At 72.1% G+C, this 23,527-nt stretch carries 22 protein-coding genes; 6 read left to right on the top strand and 16 right to left on the bottom strand.

Annotated features, from left to right (window positions below; translation table 11 throughout):
- Positions 1 to 2 precede the first annotated feature (2 nt).
- The 4 genes from ACFC1R_RS33465 to ACFC1R_RS33450 form a co-directional block, all read right to left on the bottom strand.
- Entirely contained in the window at positions 3 to 914 is a 912-nt protein-coding gene (locus tag ACFC1R_RS33465) for a GlxA family transcriptional regulator (RefSeq protein WP_375945167.1), read from the bottom strand.
- A gap of 10 nt (positions 915 to 924) precedes the next feature.
- Complete coding sequence (locus tag ACFC1R_RS33460) at positions 925 to 1,524, bottom strand: cysteine hydrolase family protein (RefSeq protein WP_375945165.1); 600 nt, start codon at positions 1,522 to 1,524, stop codon at positions 925 to 927.
- A 423-nt stretch (positions 1,525 to 1,947) separates the two neighbouring features.
- Positions 1,948 to 2,094 (bottom strand): hypothetical protein, encoded by a 147-nt coding sequence (locus ACFC1R_RS33455; protein ID WP_375945164.1) that lies wholly within the window; start codon positions 2,092 to 2,094, stop codon positions 1,948 to 1,950.
- A 160-nt stretch (positions 2,095 to 2,254) separates the two neighbouring features.
- The gene (locus ACFC1R_RS33450; RefSeq protein ID WP_375945162.1) at positions 2,255 to 3,793 is read right to left on the bottom strand and encodes an AMP-binding protein; all 1,539 of its coding nucleotides are present in this window, start codon (positions 3,791 to 3,793) and stop codon (positions 2,255 to 2,257) included.
- A 663-nt stretch (positions 3,794 to 4,456) separates the two neighbouring features.
- On the opposite strand from ACFC1R_RS33450, the gene ACFC1R_RS33445 reads away from it, so the two are divergent.
- The gene (locus ACFC1R_RS33445) at positions 4,457 to 6,931 is read left to right on the top strand and encodes a GH92 family glycosyl hydrolase (protein ID WP_375945160.1); all 2,475 of its coding nucleotides are present in this window, start codon (positions 4,457 to 4,459) and stop codon (positions 6,929 to 6,931) included.
- Between the two features lie 84 nt (positions 6,932 to 7,015).
- Here the strand turns inward: ACFC1R_RS33445 and ACFC1R_RS33440 are convergent, their stop codons facing one another.
- The 4 genes from ACFC1R_RS33440 to ACFC1R_RS33425 all read right to left on the bottom strand — a co-directional run bounded on the left by ACFC1R_RS33440 (position 7,016) and on the right by ACFC1R_RS33425 (position 10,714).
- Positions 7,016 to 8,086, bottom strand: coding sequence for an alpha/beta fold hydrolase (locus ACFC1R_RS33440; protein WP_375945158.1), 1,071 nt, complete (start codon positions 8,084 to 8,086; stop codon positions 7,016 to 7,018).
- Between the two features lie 278 nt (positions 8,087 to 8,364).
- Complete coding sequence (locus ACFC1R_RS33435) at positions 8,365 to 8,526, bottom strand: hypothetical protein (protein ID WP_375945156.1); 162 nt, start codon at positions 8,524 to 8,526, stop codon at positions 8,365 to 8,367.
- Between the two features lie 35 nt (positions 8,527 to 8,561).
- The gene (locus ACFC1R_RS33430) at positions 8,562 to 9,596 is read right to left on the bottom strand and encodes a pirin family protein (protein WP_375945154.1); all 1,035 of its coding nucleotides are present in this window, start codon (positions 9,594 to 9,596) and stop codon (positions 8,562 to 8,564) included.
- A gap of 185 nt (positions 9,597 to 9,781) precedes the next feature.
- Complete coding sequence (locus ACFC1R_RS33425; protein WP_375945152.1) at positions 9,782 to 10,714, bottom strand: alpha/beta hydrolase; 933 nt, start codon at positions 10,712 to 10,714, stop codon at positions 9,782 to 9,784.
- 405 nt (positions 10,715 to 11,119) lie between these two features.
- On the opposite strand from ACFC1R_RS33425, the gene ACFC1R_RS33420 reads away from it, so the two are divergent.
- Complete coding sequence (locus tag ACFC1R_RS33420; protein WP_375945150.1) at positions 11,120 to 11,332, top strand: hypothetical protein; 213 nt, start codon at positions 11,120 to 11,122, stop codon at positions 11,330 to 11,332.
- A gap of 684 nt (positions 11,333 to 12,016) precedes the next feature.
- Here ACFC1R_RS33420 and ACFC1R_RS33415 read toward each other — a convergent pair.
- Positions 12,017 to 12,235, bottom strand: coding sequence for a hypothetical protein (locus tag ACFC1R_RS33415; protein WP_375945149.1), 219 nt, complete (start codon positions 12,233 to 12,235; stop codon positions 12,017 to 12,019).
- A 215-nt stretch (positions 12,236 to 12,450) separates the two neighbouring features.
- A complete protein-coding gene (locus ACFC1R_RS33410) occupies positions 12,451 to 12,828 on the bottom strand; it encodes a MauE/DoxX family redox-associated membrane protein (protein ID WP_375945147.1) in 378 nt (125 codons plus the stop codon).
- 433 nt (positions 12,829 to 13,261) lie between these two features.
- Here ACFC1R_RS33410 and ACFC1R_RS33405 point away from each other — a divergent pair, with 433 nt between their 5' ends.
- From ACFC1R_RS33405 to ACFC1R_RS33395, 3 genes are all read left to right on the top strand, one after another.
- Entirely contained in the window at positions 13,262 to 13,621 is a 360-nt protein-coding gene (locus ACFC1R_RS33405; RefSeq protein ID WP_375945145.1) for a hypothetical protein, read from the top strand.
- A 430-nt stretch (positions 13,622 to 14,051) separates the two neighbouring features.
- Positions 14,052 to 15,161: a hypothetical protein gene (locus ACFC1R_RS33400; protein ID WP_375945144.1), complete on the top strand. Its 1,110-nt coding sequence runs from the start codon at positions 14,052 to 14,054 to the stop codon at positions 15,159 to 15,161.
- Positions 15,162 to 15,326: 165 nt separating this feature from the next.
- Positions 15,327 to 15,794 (top strand): SH3 domain-containing protein, encoded by a 468-nt coding sequence (locus tag ACFC1R_RS33395; RefSeq protein WP_375945142.1) that lies wholly within the window; start codon positions 15,327 to 15,329, stop codon positions 15,792 to 15,794.
- A gap of 78 nt (positions 15,795 to 15,872) precedes the next feature.
- On the opposite strand, the gene ACFC1R_RS33390 is transcribed toward ACFC1R_RS33395, so the two are convergent.
- The 6 genes from ACFC1R_RS33390 to ACFC1R_RS33365 all read right to left on the bottom strand — a co-directional run bounded on the left by ACFC1R_RS33390 (position 15,873) and on the right by ACFC1R_RS33365 (position 22,315).
- Positions 15,873 to 16,670 carry an ABC transporter ATP-binding protein gene (locus tag ACFC1R_RS33390; RefSeq protein ID WP_375945184.1) on the bottom strand — a complete coding sequence of 266 codons (798 nt, stop codon included), beginning with the start codon at positions 16,668 to 16,670 and terminating at the stop codon, positions 15,873 to 15,875.
- 49 nt (positions 16,671 to 16,719) lie between these two features.
- The gene (locus ACFC1R_RS33385) at positions 16,720 to 17,757 is read right to left on the bottom strand and encodes an ABC transporter ATP-binding protein (protein WP_375945140.1); all 1,038 of its coding nucleotides are present in this window, start codon (positions 17,755 to 17,757) and stop codon (positions 16,720 to 16,722) included.
- On the bottom strand, positions 17,754 to 18,608 hold the full coding sequence (locus tag ACFC1R_RS33380) for an ABC transporter permease (protein WP_375945138.1): 855 nt from the start codon (positions 18,606 to 18,608) through the stop codon (positions 17,754 to 17,756). The genes ACFC1R_RS33385 and ACFC1R_RS33380 overlap by 4 nt, the downstream gene beginning before the upstream one ends.
- Complete coding sequence (locus ACFC1R_RS33375) at positions 18,605 to 19,564, bottom strand: ABC transporter permease (protein WP_375945137.1); 960 nt, start codon at positions 19,562 to 19,564, stop codon at positions 18,605 to 18,607. The genes ACFC1R_RS33380 and ACFC1R_RS33375 overlap by 4 nt, the downstream gene beginning before the upstream one ends.
- Complete coding sequence (locus ACFC1R_RS33370; protein ID WP_375945136.1) at positions 19,561 to 21,216, bottom strand: ABC transporter substrate-binding protein; 1,656 nt, start codon at positions 21,214 to 21,216, stop codon at positions 19,561 to 19,563. Before ACFC1R_RS33370 ends, ACFC1R_RS33375 begins: the two co-directional genes overlap by 4 nt.
- 88 nt (positions 21,217 to 21,304) lie before the next feature.
- Positions 21,305 to 22,315 carry an agmatine/peptidylarginine deiminase gene (locus ACFC1R_RS33365; RefSeq protein ID WP_375945134.1) on the bottom strand — a complete coding sequence of 337 codons (1,011 nt, stop codon included), beginning with the start codon at positions 22,313 to 22,315 and terminating at the stop codon, positions 21,305 to 21,307.
- Between the two features lie 441 nt (positions 22,316 to 22,756).
- Between ACFC1R_RS33365 and ACFC1R_RS33360 the strand changes: the two genes are divergently transcribed.
- Positions 22,757 to 23,329 carry a TetR/AcrR family transcriptional regulator gene (locus ACFC1R_RS33360; protein ID WP_375945132.1) on the top strand — a complete coding sequence of 191 codons (573 nt, stop codon included), beginning with the start codon at positions 22,757 to 22,759 and terminating at the stop codon, positions 23,327 to 23,329.
- Positions 23,330 to 23,527 lie beyond the last annotated feature (198 nt).

Here is a 23,527-nt window from a genome sequence, read left to right as displayed (position 1 = left end):
GATCAGGCCGTACGGGCGCGCAGCCGGCGCAGCATGCGCGCGTCCTCGAACCCGACCGAGCGGGCGGCGGCATCGACCGTCGAGCCGTGGCTGATGAGGTGCTCGGCGCGTTCGAGGCGCAGCGCCTGCTGGTAGCGCAGTGGGGTGAGGCCGCCGGTCGCCCGGCTGAACAGCCGGGTGAGGGTGCGTTCGCTCACGCCGACGGCCGAGGCCAGCGCGGGCAGCGGCAGCGGCTCGGCGAACCGCGAGTCGATGAGGTCCTGGGCGCGGTGCACGGTGTCGTCCAGATGGGACCGGTGCCTGAGCATCGCGCTGTTCTGCGGTTCGTGGCCGTTGCGCCGGGCGTAGACGACCATGTCCCGGGCCACCTGGGCGGCAGCGGCGGGACCGTGCCGGGCCGCGATCAGGTACAGGGCCAGGTCGATGCCGCTGGCGATGCCCGCCGAGGTGACCACCCGGTCGTCGACGGTGAACAGGACGTCGCGGACGACCACCGCCCCGGGGTGGCGGCGGGCCAGTTCGTCCTGGACGTCGTGGTGGGTGGTGCAGCGGCGGCCGTCGAGCAGTCCGGCCCTGCCGAGTGCCTCGGCCCCGGCGCAGATGCTGGCGACCGTGCCGCCCCTGGCGTGGTGCTCCCGCAGCGCGTCGAGCGAGCCCGCACCGATGACGGGGCCGTCGGCCAGGGTTCCCACCCGCCAGCCGGGCACCACGATCAGGTCGTCGGGCCCGAGGTCGGGCCAGTCCGAACCGGCGGTCAGCGGCAGCCCCTGGGCGCTGGGGACCGGGCTCCGCTCGGCGACGTAGCCGAGCGTGTAGGGGTGCCCGAAGTCGGCTGCGGTGGAGAAGGCCTGCGCGGGGCCGGCCAGGTCCAGCAGATGCACTCCGGGCACCAGCAGGAAGACGATGTGGTTCACGATCCGGTCATCATGCCCGAGGAGCGGCCGCGGCTTCCAGCTCGTCGACCGTGGCGATGGTGGCGAATCGTCCGGCGAGGGCGTACTCGGTCCGCCTGATGATCTCCTCGGTGCCCAGGGTCCGGGGGTCCGCCAGCAGTTCGGCGCCGGTCCGGTGGGCGGGGGCGTCGCGGTGCGGGATGGGGTGGGTGGCCGTGGCGTCGGTGACGAAGGTGACCAGGTAGCCGAGGTCGCTCGCGAGGCGGGTCGTGGTCTCCACGCACTGCTCGGTGCGCAGTCCGCACAGGGTGAGCTCGCGGATGCCGTGCTCGGTGAGGAGTTGCTGCAGGTTGGTGGTGGTGAAGGCGTTGTGCGAGGTCTTGTGGATCAGCGGTTCCCCGTCCCGGCGCTCCAGTTCCGCCATCAGCCGGACGTGGCCGAGGGCGGGGTCGAAGACGTCGCCGGTGCCGGGCTCGGAGTGCAGCACCCACACCACCAGATCGCCTGCCCGGCGGGCGAGTCGCACCAGGCGGTCCACCTGGTGCGCGATCTTCGGGTCGGAGACGGTCTCCCAGAGCGGACGGGCGCGGAAGGATTCCTGGACATCGACGACGATCAGTGCTCGGTTCATGTCCCCGATTCTGGTTCGCGCCGGTGCGGCGGCGACAGGCCGTATCGGGTCCGGCGGCGGACCGATCCGGTCAGACGTGGCAGCCCGGCGGCAGGGCGTCCCGGCGGCGCGGCTGCCCGTCGCCGGGTCCGGTCCGATCCTCGGCCTTCGCTCTGCCCGAGCAGGCACCCCACGGGGTGCAGCCGTCCCGTCCGGGGGCCGGTCCCGCCCGGGTGGCCGGCTCGGCGCCTGCGGCCCGGCGGGCCGGGGAGACCGGCCGCCACCGACCGGGGGGAGCGGTGGCGGCCGGAACTTCGGTGCCGTCGGCCGGCAGGGGTTTTGCAGGACGGGGAGGCGTCGCCCGTCCCTCGGGGGTGGCGGCGGGCCACCCGCTGGGCGGCCGGTCCGGGGAGGCGGACACCCGGTCGCCGCAGGAGCCCCCGGTCAGGCCGGGCGCAGCCAATGCCCCCAGTACGTCGGCGGATCGGCCGGACGACAGCACGACCGGACGCACTCCCGCTCATCGTCCTCCGGGTCGAGGACGAACGTGCCCGTGGCCTCGATCATTCTGGGGATCTTCTCCGGCTCCATGACTACCCTCCGTTGTGCGTCGGTTGACAGAGGATGACGCTACAGTCTGTCACGCGTCGTGTACATGGCGCATTCCCAGAACTTTCGCAGAATTTCCCGGAACTCCCCCGTCGCCGTGGCAGCGGGAAGCGGCGAGGAGCAGCGGCGGGCAGCGGGGCGGTCAGACCGACAGGGACTCGGCAGCCCGACGCAGCGCCTTCTTGTCCGGCTTGCCGACGTCGGTGAGCGGCAGCTCGGCGGCGAAGGAGATCCGGGCGGGCTCGTACATCGCGCCGCGCTCGCTCAGCACCAGCTCGCGGAGCTCCTGCTCGTCGACGCTGCCGCCCGGGACGGGGACGACGACGGCGTGCACCTGCTCCATCCGGTCGACGTCGGGAACGCCGAAGACGGCACTCTGCCGGACCTGCGGGTGGGAGTTGAGCAGGTCCTCCAGCTCGGTGGTGTAGACGTGGCCGCCGACGACGATGATCATGTCCTTCAGCCGGTCGACGACCGTGAGGTAGCCGTCCTCGTCCAGGCGACCGAGGTCTCCGGTGTGCAGCCAGCCGTCGCGCAGCACCTCGGCGGTCAGTTCCGGCTGCTTCCAGTACCCCTTCATGACGCTGCCGGAGCGTACGCAGATCTCGCCGAGCTCGCCGACGGGCAGGTCGTTGCCCGACTCGTCGCGGATCACCACCTCGACCCCGGGCAGGACCCTGCCCGCCGTCCGCAGCCGGTCCGGCCGGTCGGGGTCGTGGTCCTCGGTGGCCAGCGTGCTGATGCCGCCGGCCTCGTTCTGGCCGTAGAACTGGAACAGCACCGGGCCCAGCTGCCGCACCGCGTCGGCCAGGCGGACCGGGGACGCCTGGCAGCCGCCGTACATCAGGTTGCTCAGGCTGGAGGTGTCGCGGTGGGCGATGTCGGGGTGGTCCAGCAGCTGGTACAGCAGCGGCGGCAGGAGGAAGAGCCGGGTGATCCGCTCGCGCTCGATCGCGGCCAGCACCTCGGCGGGGTCGAAGTCGTCCAGCAGCACCACGGTGCCGCCGGCGGAGAGGGTGAGATCGACCAGGTGGCCGGCGGCGTGCGCGAGGGTGGTGCAGACCAGCTGCCGGTGCGTCTCCCGGCGCACCTCGCTGAGCTGCGTCCGGAAGCCGCCCACCTGCTCGAAAGTGGCGCAGATCCCCTTGGGGTGGCCGGTGGTGCCACCGGTGTGGCGGATCGAGCACACGTCGTCGGGCCTGGCAAGGCCCGTCAGCGGCGCGGCGGACTGCCCGGCCGCCAGCTCCAGCAAGTCCTCACCGCCCTCCGCGGACCCGAGGAGCAGGACGTGCTCCACCTCGACCTGGGCGGTCAGCTCGGCGGCCCGCTCGGCGTAGCGGGGGTCGACAATCAGCGCGCGCGTCTCGACATCCTGGACGATCGCGGCCTGCGCGTCCGCCGAGAGCTTGTTGTACAGGTGGTTGATCCGGCAGCCGAGCAGGTTGGCGGCGTAGCGCGCGGCGATCGTCTCCGGCAGGTTGCCGCTCAGCAGGGTGACGGTCTGCCCGCGGCCCACCCCCCGCGCCTGGAGGGCACGGGCCATCCGGTGGATGAGATCGCGGAGCTCGCCCGCGGTGATGCGCCGCCCCTCGTGGACGACCGCCTCCCGGCCGGGCTGCTCCCCCAGCGCGTCGAGGTTGCGCTCGACGTAGCTCTGGAATGTCTGTGTGGTGCTGGTCATACGTCATTCCCCTCCTGGCGTCGGCGCACGAGTCCGCTGCGCCGACGGTTCGTGGTCGGCGGTGGCAGCCGGACCTGACGGACCGTCATTCCAGCCCGGCGCCCCTCTTGAGCCCGATCCGTCAACTTAGTTGCCCGGAGCAACCATACGTATGGTAATCAGTTCCTCACGCAAGATCAAGACGCCTGGTGACGCGCCGGTGACTCACTGTGCGTATTTGCCGGGCCGGCCACCGGGGCGGCGGCGCTCGCCCGGGGCGCGGGCGGACGGCTCCGGCCCACGGGTGCGCCGTCGTGGCGGACCGACGAGCAGCCGCACCGCAGCGCACCGTACGGCGACACGGCCTCGACCGGCCAGGACTGCGGATCACAGGCACCTCCGGGGACCACCGCGGGACGGATCCCGCCCATCAGCCGGAAGGCCGGGTTCGCGAGCGGAAACCGCAATCGGGCCCCGCCGCCGCCCACATGACGCTCACTCAGCGTGCGCGGCACGGAGGCGCTCCCGCACCAAACGCCGACCGCCGTCGAGGCGCTGTCACCGGGATGCTGACCGATCGTCAGCACGGCCGGGCGTTGCACCCGTCTCCTCCCGGCCGCCGGGGGCAGGATCGGGGGACCACACCGACTTGACCCGCCACCGGCCGAGCCCCCGGGGAGAGACATGCCACTGCGCCGCCATCCGCGCCGACGCCACCGGACCGGCAGCCGCCGTGTCGTGTGGGCCCTGGTGTCCACCGTGCTGGCAGCGGTCGGCCCGGCCCCGGGCGCAGCCGCAACCGCAGCCGTCCCGGCGGTCACCGCACCCGTGCCGGTGGCCCATCCGTCGACCCTGGTCAATCCGCTGATCGGCACCCTCCACGGCGGCCTGACCTTCCCCGGCCCCGCCGCACCGTTCGGCATGGCGCAACCGAGCCCGGACACCCTCGCCCCCGACGGTTCCAGCTACGGCTACTCCTACGCGCACGACCGGATCCTGGGCTTCAGCCAGACCCACCTCTCCGGCGCGGGGTGCTACGTCAGCGGCGAGGTGCCGATCCTGCCCACCACCGGCGCCGTCACCTCCGCGGATCCGGCCGTGTACGCCGCACGCTTCAGCCACGCCGACGAAAAGACCGCGGCCGGCTACTACCGGGTCGGCCTGGACAGCGGGGTGGACGCCGAGCTGACGGCCACCGCCCGCACGGGCTGGCAGCGGTACACCTTCCCGGCGGGCCGCCAGGCCAACGTCCTGGTCAACACCGGCTACGCCCACATGCCGGTGGACGGTTCGGAGTTCCACGTGGTCGGGGACCGGACCGTGGAGGGCAGGGTGACGGACGGCCGGTTCTGCGGCAGCACCAGCGACCGCCACACCCTCTGGTTCACGGCCTCCTTCGACCGGCCGTTCAGCTCCTTCGGTACCTGGCGGGGCAGTACGCTCTCCCCCGGCTCCCGGGACTCCGCCGGGGACAGCGGCCCCGACCGCGCCCACGGCAGCGGCGGCTGGCTCACCTTCGACACCGGCGCCGACCGCCGGGTCGTCGTCAAGGTCGGGCTCTCCTACACCGGGTTCGAGGGCGCGCGCCGGAACCTGGCGACCGAGACCACCGACCACGACTTCGACCGCACCCGCCGAGCCCTGACCTCGGACTGGGACCGGCGGCTGCGCTCGGTACGGATCGGCGGTTCGGACCACGACCACCGGGCGGCCTTCTGCACCGCGCTCTACCACGCCCTGCTGCACCCCAACCTGGTCGGTGACGTGGACCGGCGTTACCCGGGCGCCGACGGGAGGGTCCACACCGCGACCGACTGGACGCCGTACGCCAACTTCTCGCTCTGGGACACCTCACGCACCCAGAACCAGCTCCTGGAACTGCTCACCCCCGCCGTCGCCCGCGACATCGACCTCTCCGTCCTGGCGATCCACCGCGAGAGCGGCTGGCTGCCGAGGTGGTCGCTGGAGAACAGCGAGACCGGGGTGATGACCGGTGACCCGGTCACGCCCTTCCTGGTCGACGGCTGGTCGAAGGGCCTGCTCGCCGGCCACGAGGAGGAGGCCTACCGGGCCCTGCTGCAGAACGTCACCCAAGTACCGCCCGCCGACTCTCCGTTCAGCGGGCGCAGCGGCAATCCCCGGTACGCCGAGCTCGGTTATCTGCCCTACCTCGGCGCGAACGGCTGCCCCGGCAAGCACGGGCAGGACAACGACTGCCAGCACCCGGCCTCGGCGACCCTGGAGTACGCGGCGGCCGACGCCTCCCTCGCCCTGATGGCCAGGGCCCTGGGCCACCACGGGGACGCGGCGATGCTGACCGCCCGGGGCCGGAACTACCGCACCCTGTGGAACGCCGCCACCGGCTTCTTCGCACCGCGCAACCCCGACGGCAGCTGGGTGTCGCCCTATGACCCGGTCTCCGGCTTCGAGCACGGCGACGGCGGCCAGACCGCCTTCCACGAGGGCGGCGGTTGGCAGTACCTGTGGTCGGTGCCGCAGGATCCGGCCGGACTCATCGGCCTGCTGGGCGGCGACGACGCGGCCACCGCCCGGCTCGACTCCTTCTTCGCCTACGACCGGCTGCTCGCCGATCCCGCCCGCGCCGCACGTTCGGCCTGGGTCTACGGCGCCACCGACTACTTCGGCAGGACCACCTACGACCCCAACAACGAACCCGACCTGCTGGCCCCGTACCTCTACCTGTGGACCGGCAGGCCCGACCGCACCGCGACCGTCACCCGGGCCGCCGAGACCCTCTTCACCAACGCCCCCGACGGCGTCACCGGGAACGACGACCTGGGCACCATGTCCGCCTGGTACGTCCTGACCGCCCTCGGGCTCTACCCCGGCGCCGCCGGGACCGGGACCTACCTGCTCACCGCCCCGCAGTTCCCGCTCGCCGAGGTGACCGTCGGTCCGTACCGCGGCCGACAGGGCGGCACTGTGGTGATCTCCGCCCCGGGAGCCGACCAGGACACCCGCCACATCGTCGCCGCGAGCCTCAACGGCGTTACCTGGCACCGGACTTGGCTCACCCATTCCGCTCTCGCCCACGGTGCTCGGCTCGACTACCGGCTCGCCGCCTCCCCCGGCAGCTGGGGCACCGGTCCGGCCGATGCCCCGCCGTCGGGCGGCGCCGCGCCGGTGTCGTGGCGGTGACGGCGGGAGCAGAACTGCACGACTCGGGACGGGACGCCTCGGGACCGGGCGACTCGGGACCGGGCGACTCAGAGACCGGGCGACTCAGAGACCGTCCGCTTCGACGACGGCTTCGGCGAAGGCCCGGGGTGCCTCCTGCGGCACGTTGTGACCGACCTTCAGGGTGCGGTGCGCGTACTTCCCCGAGAACTTCCGACGATAGGACGCACCGTCCCCGGCGGGCGTGAACGGATCGTAGGCACCGTCCACGGTGATCGTGGGCACCGAGATGACCGGGCCTTCGGCGAGCCGCTTCTCAAGACCGTCATAGCGCGGGTCGCCCTTCGCCAGGCCCAGCCGCCAGCGGTAGTTGTCGATCACGATGCCGACGTAGTCCGGGTTGTTGAAGGCCTCCGCCGTGCGATCGAAGGTGGCCCGGTCGAAGTCCCATGTCGGGGAGTTGAACTTCCAGATGAGCTCCGCCAGGTCGTGCCGGTTCTCCGTGAGACCGAGCACGCCCCGCTCCGTGGCGAAGTAGTACTGGTACCACCAGGCCCACTCGGACTTCGGCGGCGACGGCAGCCTGTTGGCCTCACGATCGGTGATCAGGTAGCCGGTCACGGAGACCAGGGCCTTGCAGCGCTCCGGCCAGAGTGCCGCGATGATGTCGCCCGTCCGCGATCCCCAGTCGTAGCCGGCGAGGATCGCCTTCCCGATCTTCAGAGCGTCCATCAGCGCGACGATGTCGAGGGCGAACACCGACTGCTGGGCGTTGCGGAACGTGTCGTTCGAGAGGAAGCGTGTCGTGCCGTGGCCGCGGAAGTACGGGACGATCGCCCGGTAGCCCTCCGCCGCCAGCAGCGGCGCGACCTCGGCATAGCTGTGAATGTCGTAGGGCCAGCCGTGCATGAGGATCACCGCCCGGCCGTCGGCAGGTCCGACCTCGACGTATCCGACGTCCAGGACACCGGCGGCGACCTGCTTCAACGGGCCGAAGGACGCTCCCCCACCCGAGGACGTGTTCCCGCCGGACCTGACGTTCGGCAGTGCCGCCGCCCCCTGCCCGCCGGACGGCAGGTGCGCGGAAGCGGTCGTGCCGAACTGGGTGGCGACGACGGCCGAGAATGCCGTGCCGAAGAAGCGGCGGCGACTGCGGTTGACTTCCGGTATTTCCACGGGCGAATCTCCTCGATTCGATCGCCGGGGCCGCCCCGGCCATCGTCCGACCGATTCCGGCGTGATTCCGGCGTGATTCCGGGGCGGCTCCGGGCGATTTCCACCGGCCCGAACTCGTCCGAGACCGGTCGGCTGGGCCGGCTCTGTCGCTGTCCAGGCCCGTCGCCGTCCGGGCCCATCACTTCGGCCGGCCAAGGCACCGGTCCGGTCACGGTCACCGGCCCGCAGTGGACGCCCGGGCCGGTCGGCGCCGGGCAGGACGGCTGTGGTCAGTCACGCTATGCGCCGACGGGCCGACGGGCCTGCCGTGCGCCGCCGTTCGTGTGGATGATCGACCACCAGGCGACGATGCCGCCGAGTTCGCCGTCGGCCGGGTCGAGCGCTGCCGTCGGCCCCACCTCGAACCGCAGGTCCGGGTAGGGCCGACGGGCGACCTCCACCGTCGGCTGTTCTGCGCTGCTCAGTCCTGCGCTGCTCAGTCCTGCCCGGTGCGATCCGTCGGGCCAGGCTGCCCGGCTCCTCCGCCGGAGGTGCCGCCGGAGGTGCCGTGCGGCAGATGCACGGCCGGGATGACGCCGAGCCGGCCGGCCTGATAGTCCTCGACCGCCTGGCGCAGTTCGGCCTCGGTGTTCATCACGAACGGGCCGTAGTGGGCGACCGGTTCACGGATCGGCCGACCGCCGAGGATCAGCACCTCCAGCTCGGGCGTGTGGCTGTCCTGCTGCTGTGCGGCGGCGAGGGTCAGCAGGTCGCCCGCACCGAAGACGGCCAACTGGCCGGTGTGCACGGGGTGGGCGTCCGGTCCGGCCGTTCCCCGGCCCGCGAGCACGTAGACCAGCGCGTTGAAGTCGGACCGCCAGGGCAGCATCAGCTCCGCTCCCGCGTTCACGGTGGCGTGGATCATGGTGATGGGAGTGAAGGTGGAACCCGGGCCGGTGTGACCGGCCACCTCTCCGGCGATGACGCGGACGAGAGCGCCACCGTCCTGGGAGGCGAGCAGGACCGCCTCGCGGCCCTCGATGCCCTGGTAGCGCGGCGGGTTCCACTTGTTGGCACTGGGCAGGTTCACCCAGAGCTGGATGCCGTGGAACAGCCCGCCGGAGACCACCAGGTGCTCCGGCGGAGCCTCGATGTGCAGGATGCCGCTCCCGGCGGTCATCCACTGGGTGTCACCGTTGGTGATGACACCACCGCCGCCGTTGGAGTCGGCGTGCTCGAAGATGCCGTCGATCATGTAGGTGACGGTCTCGAAGCCGCGGTGCGGGTGCCACGGCGTGCCCTTGGCCTCACCCGGTGCGTACTCGACCTCGCCCATCTGGTCCATGTGCACGAAGGGATCGAGGTCCCGGAGGCCCACTCCGGCGAAGGCACGCCTGACCGGGAAGCCCTCCCCCTCCAGGCCGCTGGGCGCGGTGGTCACCGAGCTCACCGGCCGCTGGGAGAGGACCGCGCTGTCGGGTCGGGGTATCCGCGGGAGGGCGAGAATGTTCTGGACGGTGATTGCGGGCATCGGACGCTCCTTCGGAAGCCGTTGCCTGGTACTGCTCCGTACGACCGGAACAACACGTGTTGAAACTTGAACATTCCTGGAGCGGGTCCGCCCTGTTCGCCTCCCGCGCTCGAGACCGTCGGCGGTCGGCGGACCCGTCCGCCTCTTACTCTGCGCTCCGCCTTCGCTCTGCACTCTGCGCGGCGTCAGCGCTGGCCCAGCACTCCGCGCAGGAAGCCGGTGGCCTGGGCGACGGCCGCATGAGCCGAACGGGTGTCGCGCAGCGCGTTCAGCATCACGAAGTCGTGGATGATGCCCTGGTAGCGCACGGCCGTCACGGGCACCCCGGCCTGGCGCAGCTTGCTGGCGTACGCCTCGCCCTCGTCGCGCAGCACGTCCGCCTCGCCCGTGATCACCAGCGCCCGAGGCAACCCGGTGAGCTGCTCGATGGTGGCGCGCAGCGGGGAGGCGGTGATCTCGGCCCGCTGGGCGGCGTCTGGGGCGTACTGGTCCCAGAACCACTGCATCGCGTCGCGCCGCAGGAAGTAGCCTTCGGCGAACTCCCGGTAGGAGCCGGTGTCGAAGGCCGCATCGGTGACCGGGTAGAAGAGCACCTGTCCCGCCAGCTGCACATCGCCCCGTTCCTTGGCCATCAGGGTCAGCACGGCGGCCATGTTCCCGCCGACCGAGTCTCCGGCCACCGCCATCCGGGACGCGTCGAGCCCGTGCTCGGCGCCGTGCCGGACGACCCACTGGGCGGCGGCGTAGTTCTCACCGATGGCCACCGGGTAGCGGGCCTCCGGCGAGAGGCTGTAGTCGACGAACACCACCGCCGCGCCGGTGCGGCGGGCCAGCGTTCGGACCAGCCGGTCGTGGGTGTGGCTGTTGCCGAACACCCAGCCCGCGCCGTGGATGTAGAGGATCACCGGTAGCGGCCCGGTGGCGTCGGACGGGCGGAAGACGGTGACCGCCGGGTCGCTGAGCACCTCCTTCGTGGTACCCGGGACCTCGACCTCCGGGCTCTGTACCTCGTCCACCGTCTTGCGGCCCTCGATCGGCCCCAGGTCGAACAGGTACGGCGGGTTGGCGGTGGCCTCCGCGAAGGCCTGGGCGGCCGGTTCGAGTACGGGTTCGGTCATGGTCTGGCTCCTCGGCTGGGCGTCGTCCGGGTGTCCGGGGGTCCGGATGCCCGGGGGTCCTGGTGGTTGACAGCTATACCCACTCGGGCACCTCCCGGCATCGCACGGACGCACCAACCTGCGGCTCTCGTTAGCGGCCGACGCCGGTGCGTCCGGCGCCTGTGCGGCCGGTGCCGGTAGGTCCGCCGCACTGCGCGACGGCACGCCACCCGGGCGGTGCGGCAGCGGGACGGGGACGGGGCGGGGCGGGGCGGGGCGGGGCGGCACGATCGGCTCAGCTGCGCCCGGCGTCCGGCCCGTGCGGCACGGGCGCCGTTCCTGGAGAGCGATGAGATTCCGTCCCCCGACGGGACTGCTCCGGATGAGGAGATGCAGTGGCCGGGTACGGAGCTGCAGCGGTCACGGTTGTTCCTCGACGTGCAGCAGTCCGTCGTCAAGCGGCGCTTGACGACGAGGTCTCCCGACTACGTTGGTTACCTGTCGACCGTCTCGGCGTATCTCCAACTGCCGCGATCGAAGCAGCAGCAGGCGTACGAAGCGATCACTCGGGTCCTGCCCGAGACGGGCGAGATCGCCGCCGACATCATCGTCCATCTCGCGCGCCGACGAGCAGAGTAGGCGGTGGGATTCCTGCCTGGGGGGCCACGGCGAGCCCACGCGACAGTCCGCGTCGAGACGATCACGTTCGCCGGGTGGGGAGCCGGGGTTGGCGGCTGGTGCAGTTCTTGGGGCACCGCGATGCGGTCCAGCAGGAGGGCGGACCCATGACTGGCCGGCCGGTGCGGCCGGCCCGCACCGGGGAACTCCGGTCGGCCGTCCCGAGCTTCGTGCCCTGTCCGAGCGCCTCCGGCCGCGATGGCACTTCTGCGGCCACATGCACCACCGGCACCGGGCGGCCATCGGGTCGACAGAGGTCCTGTGCCTTGGCCACATCCGCTCCGGGGCAGGTGCGTTCGCCGTTGTCGAACGGGATCCCGACGGGCAGTTGGTGCTGGTCGAGAACGTCCTCGAGTCTCATCGCCCCCACCCGGCAGCTGCCGGGGAGACGCCCGTCAGGTTCAGCGGCCGCGCCGGCACGGTCTGTCAGCAGCGCACGCGCTGAACCAGCGAGTCCGACGTCGATCCGCACGAGACGCTGCCGGGAATCCTCGCGCTGCTACAGGGCTCTCGCGGCGCGTGACCGCGAGCGGACTCCTCCTGCCGATCAGCCGCCGGTCGCGGGCTGCCGCCTGACGGGGGTCGCGGTCGGGACGATCAGGTAGTGCGCGGCAGGGCACCGGTGGGCCCGTCGGTCACCGTCGGTTACACGGACAGAATGCGCCCGATCATGAAGCCGACCGTGCACACGACCATGATCGTGATGATCAGCAACGGGAACCAGCCGGGCCAGGCGTTGTGCAGTTCCACGCGCTCGGCCGTGGAGATCCCGTGGCAGGTTGAGGCCTCGCACTCGGGAGTCTCGGTCGGGCTCGGTGCGTCGGGCTTGACCTCGAGCTTCGGAGCGGAGTCGGTGACGGACATGACGACCTCCAGCGAACGGGGCGAGTGCTTCCACGAAGGGGAGCCTGCTTCCACGGTCGTACGACGGCGGCCTTCAGGCCACTCGCGTCGTTCGCGCACCGGACCGCCGCCCGGCAGCCACCCCGGCGCCGGGGGCAGGGCCACAGGCAAGGCCGCAGGCAAGGCCAGGGCCCGGTCTGCCGGAGCCGCCCGGCTCCGCCGTTCAGCGTGCCTGTTCAGCGTGGCTGTTCGGCCCGGTGGACCCGCAGCGCCCAGAGGATCAGCGGGGCCTGGAGCGGGAGTCGTGCCACGACCGCTGCGCGCTGGGGGGCGGGGCGGTGGCGCCAGTCGTACGCCATCTTGACGTTGGCGGGGAAGACCGCAGTGAACAGGGCTGCGGCGGCCAGTGCGCCGAGCCGCCTGGTACGCGGTGCGGCCACCGCCGCGCCGACGGCGAGTTCGGCGACCCCGCTGGCGTAGGTCCAGGTCCGCGGGCTGCCGGGCAGCGAACGGGGCACGGTCGCGTCGAACTGGCGAGGCTTCGCGAAGTGCGCCACCCCGGCCGTGAGGAGCAGACCGGCCAGCAGTCTCGCCGAGTTCTTCGATGCCGCCACGGTCACTCCAGGGTCCGGGTCCGCCCGTCCGGCGGACTGCTGTTACCGGACAGTAGCGTCCGGCCCCGGTGAGCGGAAGTCCTGCCTGGCCGCAGGCACCCGGCGCGGGCGGGTGCCGTCGGCCTCGGCTGCCCCCGCCAGCACGCCGAGCCTCTCGGATCCTCCCCCACCAACGCGAGAAGTGCCGCAGGCCGCTCGGATGCCAAGACTCCTGTCGGACGCCAAGGCTCCCGAGTAGTGGGGAAGTTCACGGCCCTTGAGGTCCGACCGGTCCGTGCACGGTGCCGTCGGACGTCGACGCGTTCGAGCCCGGCCACTCCTGGGGGTGAAACCGGGAGCGGTGCGACGTGGTGACCAGTCCGCTCGGGGTGCCGTACCGAATGGGGAGCGTAAGGACCCGCACGCGTGCGGACCCAGGAACCCGAGACGGGGCATGATGGCCACAGAGCGCATAGCCACCCGGCTGCTTGAGGAACTCGCCGAGCAGTCAGAGGACTTGAACAGTGACGCGCTGCGTATCACACGCGGCGCACTGACCGATTTCGGGCAGGCGAACGAACCGGCGCCGCGCCACTGGTGGCGGCGCCGCGGTGCCCTGGCCGGGGTCGCCGGTGCGGCCGCGGTGCTGGGTGCCTACCGGGCTTTCGCCGCGACCGCGACCGCGTCGGCGCTCGCCGCGCACGTCCGCGGCGTGAACGACCTCTACGTCGCACTCACGCGCGCGACGAGGAGCCTCGGGGTCATCCACAGCCGGGACCTGCCGAAGATGCTGGAGGGACTGGTCCCCCGCTGACGGAGGGAGGGTGCGGGACGAGACGACACGCCCCGCGCCCCCGGCGTTCCGGGCGGTGGAGAGCGGCACCCGGTGGTGCCGCTCTCCACGCGTCATCCGCTCAGTGGCCGCCGCAGTGATCAGGAATCGACAACCCCCGGGCAGCATGGGCGACTTCGGGACCCCGGCGGACCGGGAGGCCGCAGCCGCCCTGCCGTCCCCGCCGGCACCCGCCGCGCGAGAAACCTGTTGCGCGGCTGTGACAGCCGTCGCACGGATACCGGATTTCGGGCTGCCAGTCTTCACTCATCGCACAGAGCACCAACCGGTCGAACGGGCGGACCGAGGCCCTGAGACGGCAGCTGTCCCACACCAGGCACTGCCCCACGGCGCGGCTCCGGCGAACGTGCAACACGGCCTGTCGCATCAACGTCCCCGGGGGGAAGCACCCATGTCCGCTGGTACCCGTCTCGGCTCCGCCGTCGCCGTCACCCTCACCGTGGCCGTCACCACCGGCACCGCACTGCTGCTGTCCGGCTGCGGCCCCACCGACACCGCCAGGGCCGCAGCGCCGGCCAGCGCCGTCGGCGCGGTCACCAGCGCCCCGACCGGCGCAGCGCCCACCTCGACCGGGACGGCGTCGGGCACCCCGACCGGCACGGCAGCGTCCACCCCCGCACCCACCGGCTCCGCTTCCACCCCCACCGGGCCCGGGCCCGCCCCCAGCCGCTCGGCTCCCGTCCCCGTCCTGAACGGAACGGCGAACAGCCGACTCACCATCAGCAACGGCACCAGCCGCGTGCTGATGAACGGCACGTCGGTCGACTTCGGCACCGTCGTCAGGGACCTCGCCTGGTCCCCCGACGGCGCGAAGGCCGCGTTCGTCAACGGCTCGGGCGACCTCGTCGTCAGCAATCCGGACGGCAGCGGACGCGTCACCGTCGCCAGGAATCCCGGTGGCCAGACCTGGTCCCACCCCACCTGGCAGGTGACGGCGGCCGACTCCAGGTACGGAAACCCCGCCAGGAACAACCTGTTCTTCACCGTCTCCCAGGGCGGCGTCGCCCGGTTGGAAGGCGTGTCCGCCACCGGTGCCGCGGCACCGACGGTGCTGGGCCTGGACGCGGAGGGCGGCAGCTACCCGAACCCGATTCCGCAGACCGGCAACGCCTGGCCGAACACCGGCGGAAGCCACGGGAGCACCGTCTACGCGAACTCCACCACCGGCCAGGTCTACATCCGGGACGACTACCTGCGCGAGCAGGTCTCCCCGGTCGCCCAGGGCTCCGAGCCCGCCCTGTCGCCCGACGGGACGGCCGTCGCCTTCGTCCGGTCCTCGGGCGGACACGACCACATCTTCGAACAGGGCCTCGGCGACAACTCCGCCGCCAGGGACATCACGCCCGCCGCCACCACGGACTACACCGAGCCCGCCTGGTCCCCCGACGGCCGTACCATCGCCGTCCGGACGCCCGTCGGCATCTCGACCGTCCCGGCCGACGGCTCGGCCGCCCCGACCCAGGTCTCCACGGTCCCCGGCCTGCCGGCCTACCGAGGCTGACCGGGGGCGACGGGTACACGCCGGCCCTGCTCCCTGCCCGGCCGCGCCGTACGGGCCGGGCCGGCCCTGCCAGGGACCGGCACCGGGTGCGCCGTACGGGGCCGAAGACCGCGACGCGAGCCCTGCTTCGCGTCGGAACCGCACCGGGGTTCCTACACTCCGCACATGATCAGCTGCAAACGGCGCGCTCACCGCCGCACCCACACCACCGTGCTGACCGCCGCGCTGCTCGCCGCCGCGCCCGTCCTCCTCCCCCTCCTCCCGGCCCAGACCGCTTCGGCCCGGACGGCCTCGGCCCAGACCGCTTCGGCCACGCCCGCTTCGGGCCAGACCGCCCCGGGCCAGACCGCTCCGGCCACGCCCGATCGCCCGTACGGCACCGTCACCTCACCGACCGGTGTCAACGAACGCGAGTACCCGAGCACCGACTCCTCGGCGGAGGGCATCCTCCGGCAGCACGAGAAGGTGGGCCTGCGCTGCAAGGTCCACGCGCAGGTGATCGACGGCAACGCCGTCTGGTACCTGCTGCGCGACCGCGACACCTGGGTCAGCGCCGCCTTCGTCGCCAACACCGGAGACGTCCCGCTCTGCAAGAACACCGACGACAGCGGCTCCGACGACGCCCGGGGCTGACCGCACCCGCGACGAGCACGAGTCCGTCGCCGCTCCGGCCACGGACTCGTTCGTGCGCCCTCCCCGGGACCGGCCGCCCTACAGTGCGCGGCGTGCCGCCGCGATGCCCTGCGGGTCCCAGCCGGGTCGGGGGACGGACTCCAGCAGCAGCCGGGTGTAGGGATGCCGGGGACCGGCGAGGACCTGGGCCGTGGGCCCCGATTCGACGATCCGGCCGTGCCGCATGACGATCACGTCGTCGGTGACGCAGCGCACCACACCGAGGTCGTGGGTGATGAACAGGTAGCCGATCCCGGTCTGCTCGCGGACGTCGGAGAGCAGGTTGAGGATCTGCGCCTGCACGGAGACGTCGAGCGCGGCCACCGCCTCGTCCAGCACCAGGACGGCGGGCCCGACCGCCAGCGCGCGGGCGATCGCGACGCGCTGGCGCTGCCCGCCGGACAGCTGCCGGGGCAGCGCCTCGGCCTCCCGGCTGCCGAGGCCGACCTGGTCGAGCAGTTTGGCGATCCGCCGCGGGTGGTCCGCCTCGGGGAAGTGCAGCCTGAGGGTCTCGCGCAGCGCGCCGTACACGGTCGTACGGGGGTCGAGGGAGAGATACGGGTCCTGGAAGACCATCTGGACCTCACGGGCTCGGGCGAGCCGCTGGGCCCGGCCGCGCCGACGATCGGTCCGCTCCCGGCCGTGGACCAGAACCCGGCCCGAGTCCGCGCGTTCCAGGCCCACCACGATGCGGGCGGTGGTCGTCTTGCCCGAGCCGGACTCGCCGACGATGCCCAGCGATCCGCCCTCGGCGAGGCTGAACGAGACGTCGTCGACTGCCCGCACGCTCCCGTAGGCCCGGTGCAGGCCGACGGCCTCCAGGAGGGTCCTGCGCATCGGCGGCGTTCCCTCCGCGCTGGTCGCTGTGACGTCCTCCGCCACGGGGTCAGGCATCGGTGCTCCCCTCTTCGAGCCGGTCGCTGTGGTGACAGGAGACCCGATGGGCCGACTCGGCCTGAATCCGGCCCCGCGCCTGGGCCTGGCCCTGGACTTGGGCCTGGACCTGGGCCTGGACTTGGACTTGGAGCAGCTCGGGTGCCTGCAGGGTGCACCGGGAGGTCACGAGCGGGCACCGGGGGGCGAACGGGCAGCCGGTCAACTCCTCGCGCAGGCTGGGCGGTTGTCCGACGATGGCGGCGAGCCGGCCCGGCGGTGCGTCCAGGCGCGGAGTCGAGTCGAGCAGCGCGGCCGTGTAGGGGTGGCGGGGCCGGGTGAACAGCGTGTCGGCGGGGCCGGTTTCGACGATCCGCCCGGCGTACATGACGTAGACCCGGTCGCTGATGGCTGCGGCGAGGCCGAGGTCGTGGGTGACGAAGAGCAGTCCGGTGCCGAAGCGTTCACGCAGTTCGGTGAGGAGTGCCACCACCTCGGCCTGGGTGGTGACGTCCAGTGCCGTGGTGGGCTCGTCGGCGAGGACGAGGGCCGGGTCGCCCATCAGTGCCGCCGCGATCATGACGCGTTGCAGCATGCCGCCGGACAGCTGCACCGGGTACTGCCGCAGCACGGCGGTGGTGAGGCCGACGGCCTCCAGCATCTCGCCGGCCCGTCCGGTGGCCGCGTCGGCGCTCACGCCCGCGTTGATGCGTACGCCCTCGGTGAGGAAGTCCCCGATCCGGCGCAGCGGGTTGATGGCGGCCCTGGGGTCCTGGAAGATCATCGCCGCGGTGGTGGTCCGCAGCCGGCGCAGCTGTTCGGGGGTCATGGTCAGGACGTTCTGGCCGGCGACCCGCACCTCCCCCTCGGTGGCGGCGCCCTTCGGCAGCAGGCGCAGGACGCTGCGGGAGGTGAGGGTCTTGCCGGAGCCGGACTCTCCGACGAGTGCCACGGTCTCCCCGGCGCCGACGGTGAGGTCGACGCCGGCCAGGACGGGTCTGGCGGTGTTCGGCAGGTGCAGTCGCAGTCCCCGGATGTCGAGGGTGTTCATCGGTCCCTCCTGGCGACCCGGTCGGCCCAGCGTTCGCCGACGACGTTGAAGGCGACGACGGTCAGGATGACGGCGGCGCAGGGCAGGATCGCCGACAGGGGGTAGCCGCGCTGGATGGCGCTCTCGCCGTCGAAGACCATCCGGCCCCAGTCGGGGGTCAGCGCGGGGACGCCGAGTCCGAGGAAGGAGAGGCCGGCCAGGTCGATGAGGGCGTAGCCGAAGTTGATGGTGGACTGGGCGAGGACGACGGGGGCGATGTTGGGGATCACGTGGCGCAGGCAGATCTGCAGGCCGGAGTGGCCCTGGACGTGGTGGGCCTCGACGTAGGGGCGTTCGCGTTCGGCGATCACCAGGGAGCGGGTGAGCCGGCTGACGTAGGGGAGGTAGGCGACGGCGAGGGCGAGGACCGGGGCGGTGAGACCTTCGCCGTGGACCGAGACGATCAGGATGGCCAGCAGCATGCCGGGGAAGGCGAAGACGAGTTCGGTGCTGCGGGACAGGACGGAGTCCAGCCAGCCTCCCCGCCAGGCGGCGGCGACGCCGATGGCGACGCCTGCCAGTGTGGAGAAGACGACCACCCCGAGCGGGCCGAGCAGCGAGGTGCGCGCTCCGATCATCAGCCGGGAGAGGGTGTCGCGGCCGGAGGCGTCGACGCCGGCCAGGTGGTCGGCGGACGGCCCGGCGAGTGCGCTGCCCAGGTCGACGGAGTTGGGTTCGTGCGGGGCCAGCCAGGGGGCGAGCAGCGCGGTCAGGACGACCAGGGCGACGAACCCGGTGCACACCAGGAGGAGCGGCGCGCGGGTGGTGCGGATCCGGGCGAGGCCCGGGCGGCGCAGGACGGTTGAGGTCATCCGGCGGACCTCCTCGGTTCGAAGGCGACCCGCGGGTCGACCAGCGGGTGGAGCAGGTCGACGACGAGGTTCACCGTCATGAACAGCGCGACCATGATCAGGGAGATGGCCTGCACGGTGGGGAAGTCCTTGGTCGTGGTGGACAGTTCGAGGAGCTGGCCGATACCGCCCACGCTGAACGCCGACTCCACGAGGACGGTGCAGATGAGCAGGGTGGAGACGATGAGGCCGCCGGTGGTGAGCACGGTGCCCAGCGCGTTGCGGAAGACGTGCCGGCGGATCACGCGGTGCTCGGGCACGCCCCGGCTGCGGGCCACGGTGACGTGCTCCTGGCCGAGGACGTCGAGCATCGCGGCCCGGGTGACCCGGGCGAGCATCCCGATCAGGTAGAGCGCGAGCGCGACGGCCGGCAGGGTCAGGTGCCAGAGCATCTGGCCGAGGCCGTTCCCGGTGCCGCCGGTGGGGAACCAGCCCAGTCTCACCGCGAACAGGCTCTGGAGCAGGACGGCGGCGACGAAGGAGGGGGTGCCGACGGCGACGGTGGTGGTGACCAGGATCGTGGAGTCGACGGCGCCGCCGCGGACCGCGCCGATCCAGCCGAGCAGCAGGCCGAGGACGAGGACCAGCACCAGTGCCATGGCGACCAGCAGCAGGGTGCTGGGCAGCCGGTCCGCCAGCAGCCGGGACACGTCGGTGCGGTAGGTGATCGAGCGGCCGAAGTCGCCGTGCAGCACCTGGCCGAGCCAGCGCAGGTACTGCTCCGCGAAGGGGTCGTTCAGGTGGTACTGGTCGTCGATCGCCTTGAGGGCCTCGGGTGAGGCCGACCGTCCCGAGAGCAGGAAGGCCGCCGGGTCGCCCGGTGCCAGGTACAGCGCACCGAAGATCACGAACGAGGCGCCGAGCAGCGTGGCGGCCATCTCGGCCAGCCGTCGTGCGGCGAATCTCAGGAAGTTCACCGTGCGTCCCCCACGTCGGCCGCCCACGGGTAGTAGAGGTAGGAGATGGTGGTGGGCGCGCCGGTGATCCTCTTGTTGAGGAACACGCTGGTGGGCCAGTCGGCGACCGGGATCCACAGGACCTGGTCGGCGGCCTGCCGCTGCAGCTTCGCCTCCAGGGCCAGTCGCCGGGCCGGGTCGTAGGTCGCCTGGACCTGCTTGACCAGGCTGTCGTAGCCGGGGTCGCTGTACTCGGCGTAGTTCTGCCCGGAGCCGGTCTGGAAGTTGGCGAGGAGGTCCATCGGGTCGGTGATGGACAGGTAGTAGGTCTCGGGGAACATGTCGATCCCCTCGCGTGCCTTCGGGTCGGTGAACAGCGCGCTGTAGGCGTCGGGGGCGACCGTCTTCAGCCGGACGTCCAGCCCGATCCGGGTGCCGGCCGACTGGACGGCGGTGGCCAGCAGCGACACGTCCTGGCCGATCGAGCTGGTGGCGACGGTCACGGTGCTGCCGGTGGCGCCCGCCTGCCGGATCAGTGCCCTGGCCTGCTCCAGGTCCTGGGCGGCCGGGGGGAGGTCGTCGAAGGCGGCCTTCCGGGTGTCGGCGGAGGCGGCCGCCCAGGCGGGCCGTCCGGTGAGGGCGCCGGTGACGGTGCCCACGCCGGCCAGGCCGGCCTTGACGAACCCCGAGCGGTCCAGCGCCATGGACAGCGCACGCCGGACCCGGACGTCGCCGAGCGGGCCCTTCATGGTGGTGATGTTGACGTTGACGGTACTCAGGCTCTCGCCGAAGTACAGGTTGCCCGTCCCGCCGGCGCGCAGGCGGTCGTAGCTCTCGGTGGGGATCAGGTAGCCGCCGTCCACCTCGCCGCTGAGCATCGCGCTGGTGCGCGCGGAGGGGTCCTTGAGGAACTGGAAGACCACCTCGCGGGACTTGGCCCTGGTGCCCCAGTAGTCGTCGAACCGCTCCAGTTCGAGTGACTGGCCCTTGTTCCACCTGCCGAGCCGGTAGGGGCCGGTGCAGTCCACGCTCCCGGTGCCCCAGTCCTTGCCCGCCGCCTCGACGGCGGCCCGGTCGGCCACCACGCCCGCGGCGCTGGCCATGTACTGCGGGAACTGCGAGTCCGGGGACTTCAGCTTCACCGTGACCTGCAACGGCCCGGTCCTGGTGACGGAGTCGACGTTCTGGAAGACGGTCGACCAGGCCGCGGCGTTGTCGGGGTCCATCTGCCGCCGGAGGCTGTAGACCGCGTCGTCGGCGGTCATCACGCCGCCGCCGTGGAAGTGCACACCGGCGCGCAGGTCGTAGACCCAGGTGGTCGGGTCCGGGTTCGACGCCTTCTCGGCCAGGCCCGGGACCTCGGTCAGCTGCGGCGTCCAGCGCATCAGGCTCTCGCAGACGTTGGACAGGATCATGTTCGACGGGTAGTCGAAGGCGTTGATGTAGTCCAGCGTCAGCGGCTCGGCGTACAGCGCCCAGCTGAAGGAGGCGAGCTCTCCCCCGGCGGCCGGGGTGGCCGCCGAGAGCTCGTAGGCCCGCGCGGTGGCGGACGTACCGCCGGGTGGCCCGGAGCAGGCGGCGACCAGGGTGAAGGAGGCCAGGGCCGCGGCTGGGAGGGCGCAGCGGCGGCGCAGGGATCTGCGCCCTGGGGACCGCGGCAGACTTCTTGGCATCGGTCTCTCTTTCAACGGCAACGGTGGATGTCGACGGGACGGCCCAGCGACCGGACGGTGTCACGGTGGTGGGTGTGCGGTGCACCGGTCACGCGCGCGTCCCTGCGACCGGCACCTGCTGGGTGATGCAGTGCACGCCACCGCCGCCGTAGGCGATCACACGGGAGCGGACACCGACGACCTTGCGGCCGGGGAACGCGGCAGCGATGACCGCCAGCGCTCCGTCGTCCTCGGGGGTGTCGGCGACCGGCACGACAACCCCGCCGTTGGCGACGTAGAAGTTCAGGTAGCCCACCTCGGTCCGTCGGCCGTCCACCTCGACGAACGCGCTCTGCGGCAGGTCGAGGACCTCCAGCCTGCGGCCGCGGGCGTCGGTGGCCGCCGCCAGGACGGCGCGGTTCGCGCGCATCCTCTCGTGGTCGGGGTGGGCGGGGTCGCCCGGCAGCTGCACCAGCACCTTGCCGGGGGCGACGAAGGCGCAGACCCCGTCCACGTGGCCGTCGGTCTCGGTGTCCAGCAGGCCGCCGTAGGGCAGCCAGATCACCGTGCTGACGCCGAGCCGGGCGATCAGCTCCGCCTCGATCTCCGCCCTGCTCATCCCGGGGTTGCGGTTGGGGTGGAGCAGGCACTGCTCGGTGGTGATCAGGGTGCCCTCGCCGTCGACGGTGATCGCCCCGCCTTCGAGGATCATCCGGGAGTCGATGCGTTCGACGCCGAGGCGTTCCAGCAGCGCGGCAGCGATCCTGTCGTCGCTGTCGTACGGGTGGTGCTTGCCGCCCCAGGCGTTGAAGCGGAAGTCCACGCCCGCGCGTTCGCCGTCGGGCCCGAGCACGAAGATCGGGCCCGAGTCGCGGAACCACGAGTCGTCGAGCGGCAGTTCCACCACCTCGACCGCCTCGCCGCAGAGGGCACGTGCCTCCTCCCCCTGTCCCGGGCGGGCGACCATGGTCACCGGCTCGAACTCGGCGATCGCCCGGGCGACCTGCGCGTACTCCCGCTTGACCTCCTCGAAGGTCTCGCCCCACAGCTCGACCCGCGTCGGCCAGGCCATCAGGCACGCCTCGTGCTCGGTCCACTCGGCGGGCATCTTGAAGTTCACGGCTGTTCTCCTGTGTGGGTGTCGGGTCGGTACCCGGACGATGGGGGCCGGCCGCAACGGCGTTCGGCCGGCACATCCCCGGGTCGGCTGCCACCGCTCGCGGCGGCGGTGTGGAGCCGGACGGCGGGCCTGCGGCGGAACTCGCCGGGCCGGGCCATACGGACTGGTCCGTGGAGCTCCCGGAGCGAGGGCCCGGGAGGCGTGGTGTGCCCCGCATCCTCCTCCGAACTGAAAATTCAGTCAATACATCTCGCCCCGCCAGTGCCCCACAGCGCCAGGCATGTACCGTACGCACCCGCAGAGCCCGACAACCGGCTTCGGGGGTGCCATCGGCAAGGCTCCTGAACTGGTGATTCCGCCCGCAGGCTCGCTCAGGACATCCTGATGATTCGATCAGGAAAAGTCTCCGACAGGCCCCACCGCCGGGTAGGCTGGGCGCTCGTGTCGGACCGTCGAACAGAAATACTCAGAGCAGCCACGCGCGTCATCACACGACGTGGCGTGCGCGGGCTACGCGTGAGCGAGCTGGCAGCCGAGGCTGGAGTGTCCACCTCGTTGATCTACTACCACTTCACCGACCGCGCCGAAATCCTGCGCCGGACCTTGGAGTTCATCAGCGACCGGGCCGACCGCTACACCGCCGAACGGGATCCGGGCATGCAGTCGGCCGACCCCCGCAGCGACCTGGAGCAGGTGCTGCTCCTCGAACTCCAGGACACCCCCGAGGTACGGGAGAACAGCACGGCCTGGGGCGAACTCAGGGCCAGCGCGGTCTTCGAGCCGTTCCTGCGCGAGGATCTGGCCAAGGCCACCCACACCTGGGTGCACGAGATCGCCGATCTGCTCGGCCGGGCCGACCCCATGGGCACGGCTCCGGCCCACGCGGCTTCGGCCGAACGCCTGACCGCACTGCTGGAGGGCCTCAGCATCCGCTGGCTCAGCGGTTCGCTGCCGCTGGAGCACGCCCGCCGACTGCTCCGGAACGGGATCGACGCGGAGCTGGACCGCCCCTGACCGGCGCCCGGCCCGGCCGCCGAGCCGAGGAGCCGGCGGTCGGCGGTCGGCGGTCGGCGGTCGGCGGTCGGCGGTCGACGGGGGCGATCCCCTGGCCCGCTGAGGGTTTTCAGAGGAAGTAGAGGCGGCTGAGGGTGACGGTGTCGGCGGGGGCGGAGCGTAGGGGGGAGCCGTCGAGGGAGACCAGGCCGGTGTCGG

Origin of the sequence: Kitasatospora sp. NPDC056138, from assembly GCF_042264695.1 — a bacterium.
Lineage (GTDB): Bacteria > Actinomycetota > Actinomycetes > Streptomycetales > Streptomycetaceae > Kitasatospora.
This window is presented reverse-complemented; position numbering and strand designations above follow the sequence as displayed.

Coding starts and splice junctions, on each gene's coding strand:
- ACFC1R_RS33460 (WP_375945165.1), bottom strand. CDS start 1,524: ATGAACCGAGCACTGATCGTCGTCGATGTCCAGGAATCCTTCCGCGCC.
- ACFC1R_RS33455 (WP_375945164.1), bottom strand. CDS start 2,094: ATGGAGCCGGAGAAGATCCCCAGAATGATCGAGGCCACGGGCACGTTC.
- ACFC1R_RS33450 (WP_375945162.1), bottom strand. CDS start 3,793: ATGACCAGCACCACACAGACATTCCAGAGCTACGTCGAGCGCAACCTC.
- ACFC1R_RS33445 (WP_375945160.1), top strand. CDS start 4,457: ATGCCACTGCGCCGCCATCCGCGCCGACGCCACCGGACCGGCAGCCGC.
- ACFC1R_RS33430 (WP_375945154.1), bottom strand. CDS start 9,596: ATGCCCGCAATCACCGTCCAGAACATTCTCGCCCTCCCGCGGATACCC.
- ACFC1R_RS33425 (WP_375945152.1), bottom strand. CDS start 10,714: ATGACCGAACCCGTACTCGAACCGGCCGCCCAGGCCTTCGCGGAGGCC.
- ACFC1R_RS33415 (WP_375945149.1), bottom strand. CDS start 12,235: ATGTCCGTCACCGACTCCGCTCCGAAGCTCGAGGTCAAGCCCGACGCA.
- ACFC1R_RS33405 (WP_375945145.1), top strand. CDS start 13,262: ATGATGGCCACAGAGCGCATAGCCACCCGGCTGCTTGAGGAACTCGCC.
- ACFC1R_RS33400 (WP_375945144.1), top strand. CDS start 14,052: ATGTCCGCTGGTACCCGTCTCGGCTCCGCCGTCGCCGTCACCCTCACC.
- ACFC1R_RS33395 (WP_375945142.1), top strand. CDS start 15,327: ATGATCAGCTGCAAACGGCGCGCTCACCGCCGCACCCACACCACCGTG.
- ACFC1R_RS33390 (WP_375945184.1), bottom strand. CDS start 16,670: ATGCGCAGGACCCTCCTGGAGGCCGTCGGCCTGCACCGGGCCTACGGG.
- ACFC1R_RS33385 (WP_375945140.1), bottom strand. CDS start 17,757: ATGAACACCCTCGACATCCGGGGACTGCGACTGCACCTGCCGAACACC.
- ACFC1R_RS33380 (WP_375945138.1), bottom strand. CDS start 18,608: ATGACCTCAACCGTCCTGCGCCGCCCGGGCCTCGCCCGGATCCGCACC.
- ACFC1R_RS33370 (WP_375945136.1), bottom strand. CDS start 21,216: ATGCCAAGAAGTCTGCCGCGGTCCCCAGGGCGCAGATCCCTGCGCCGC.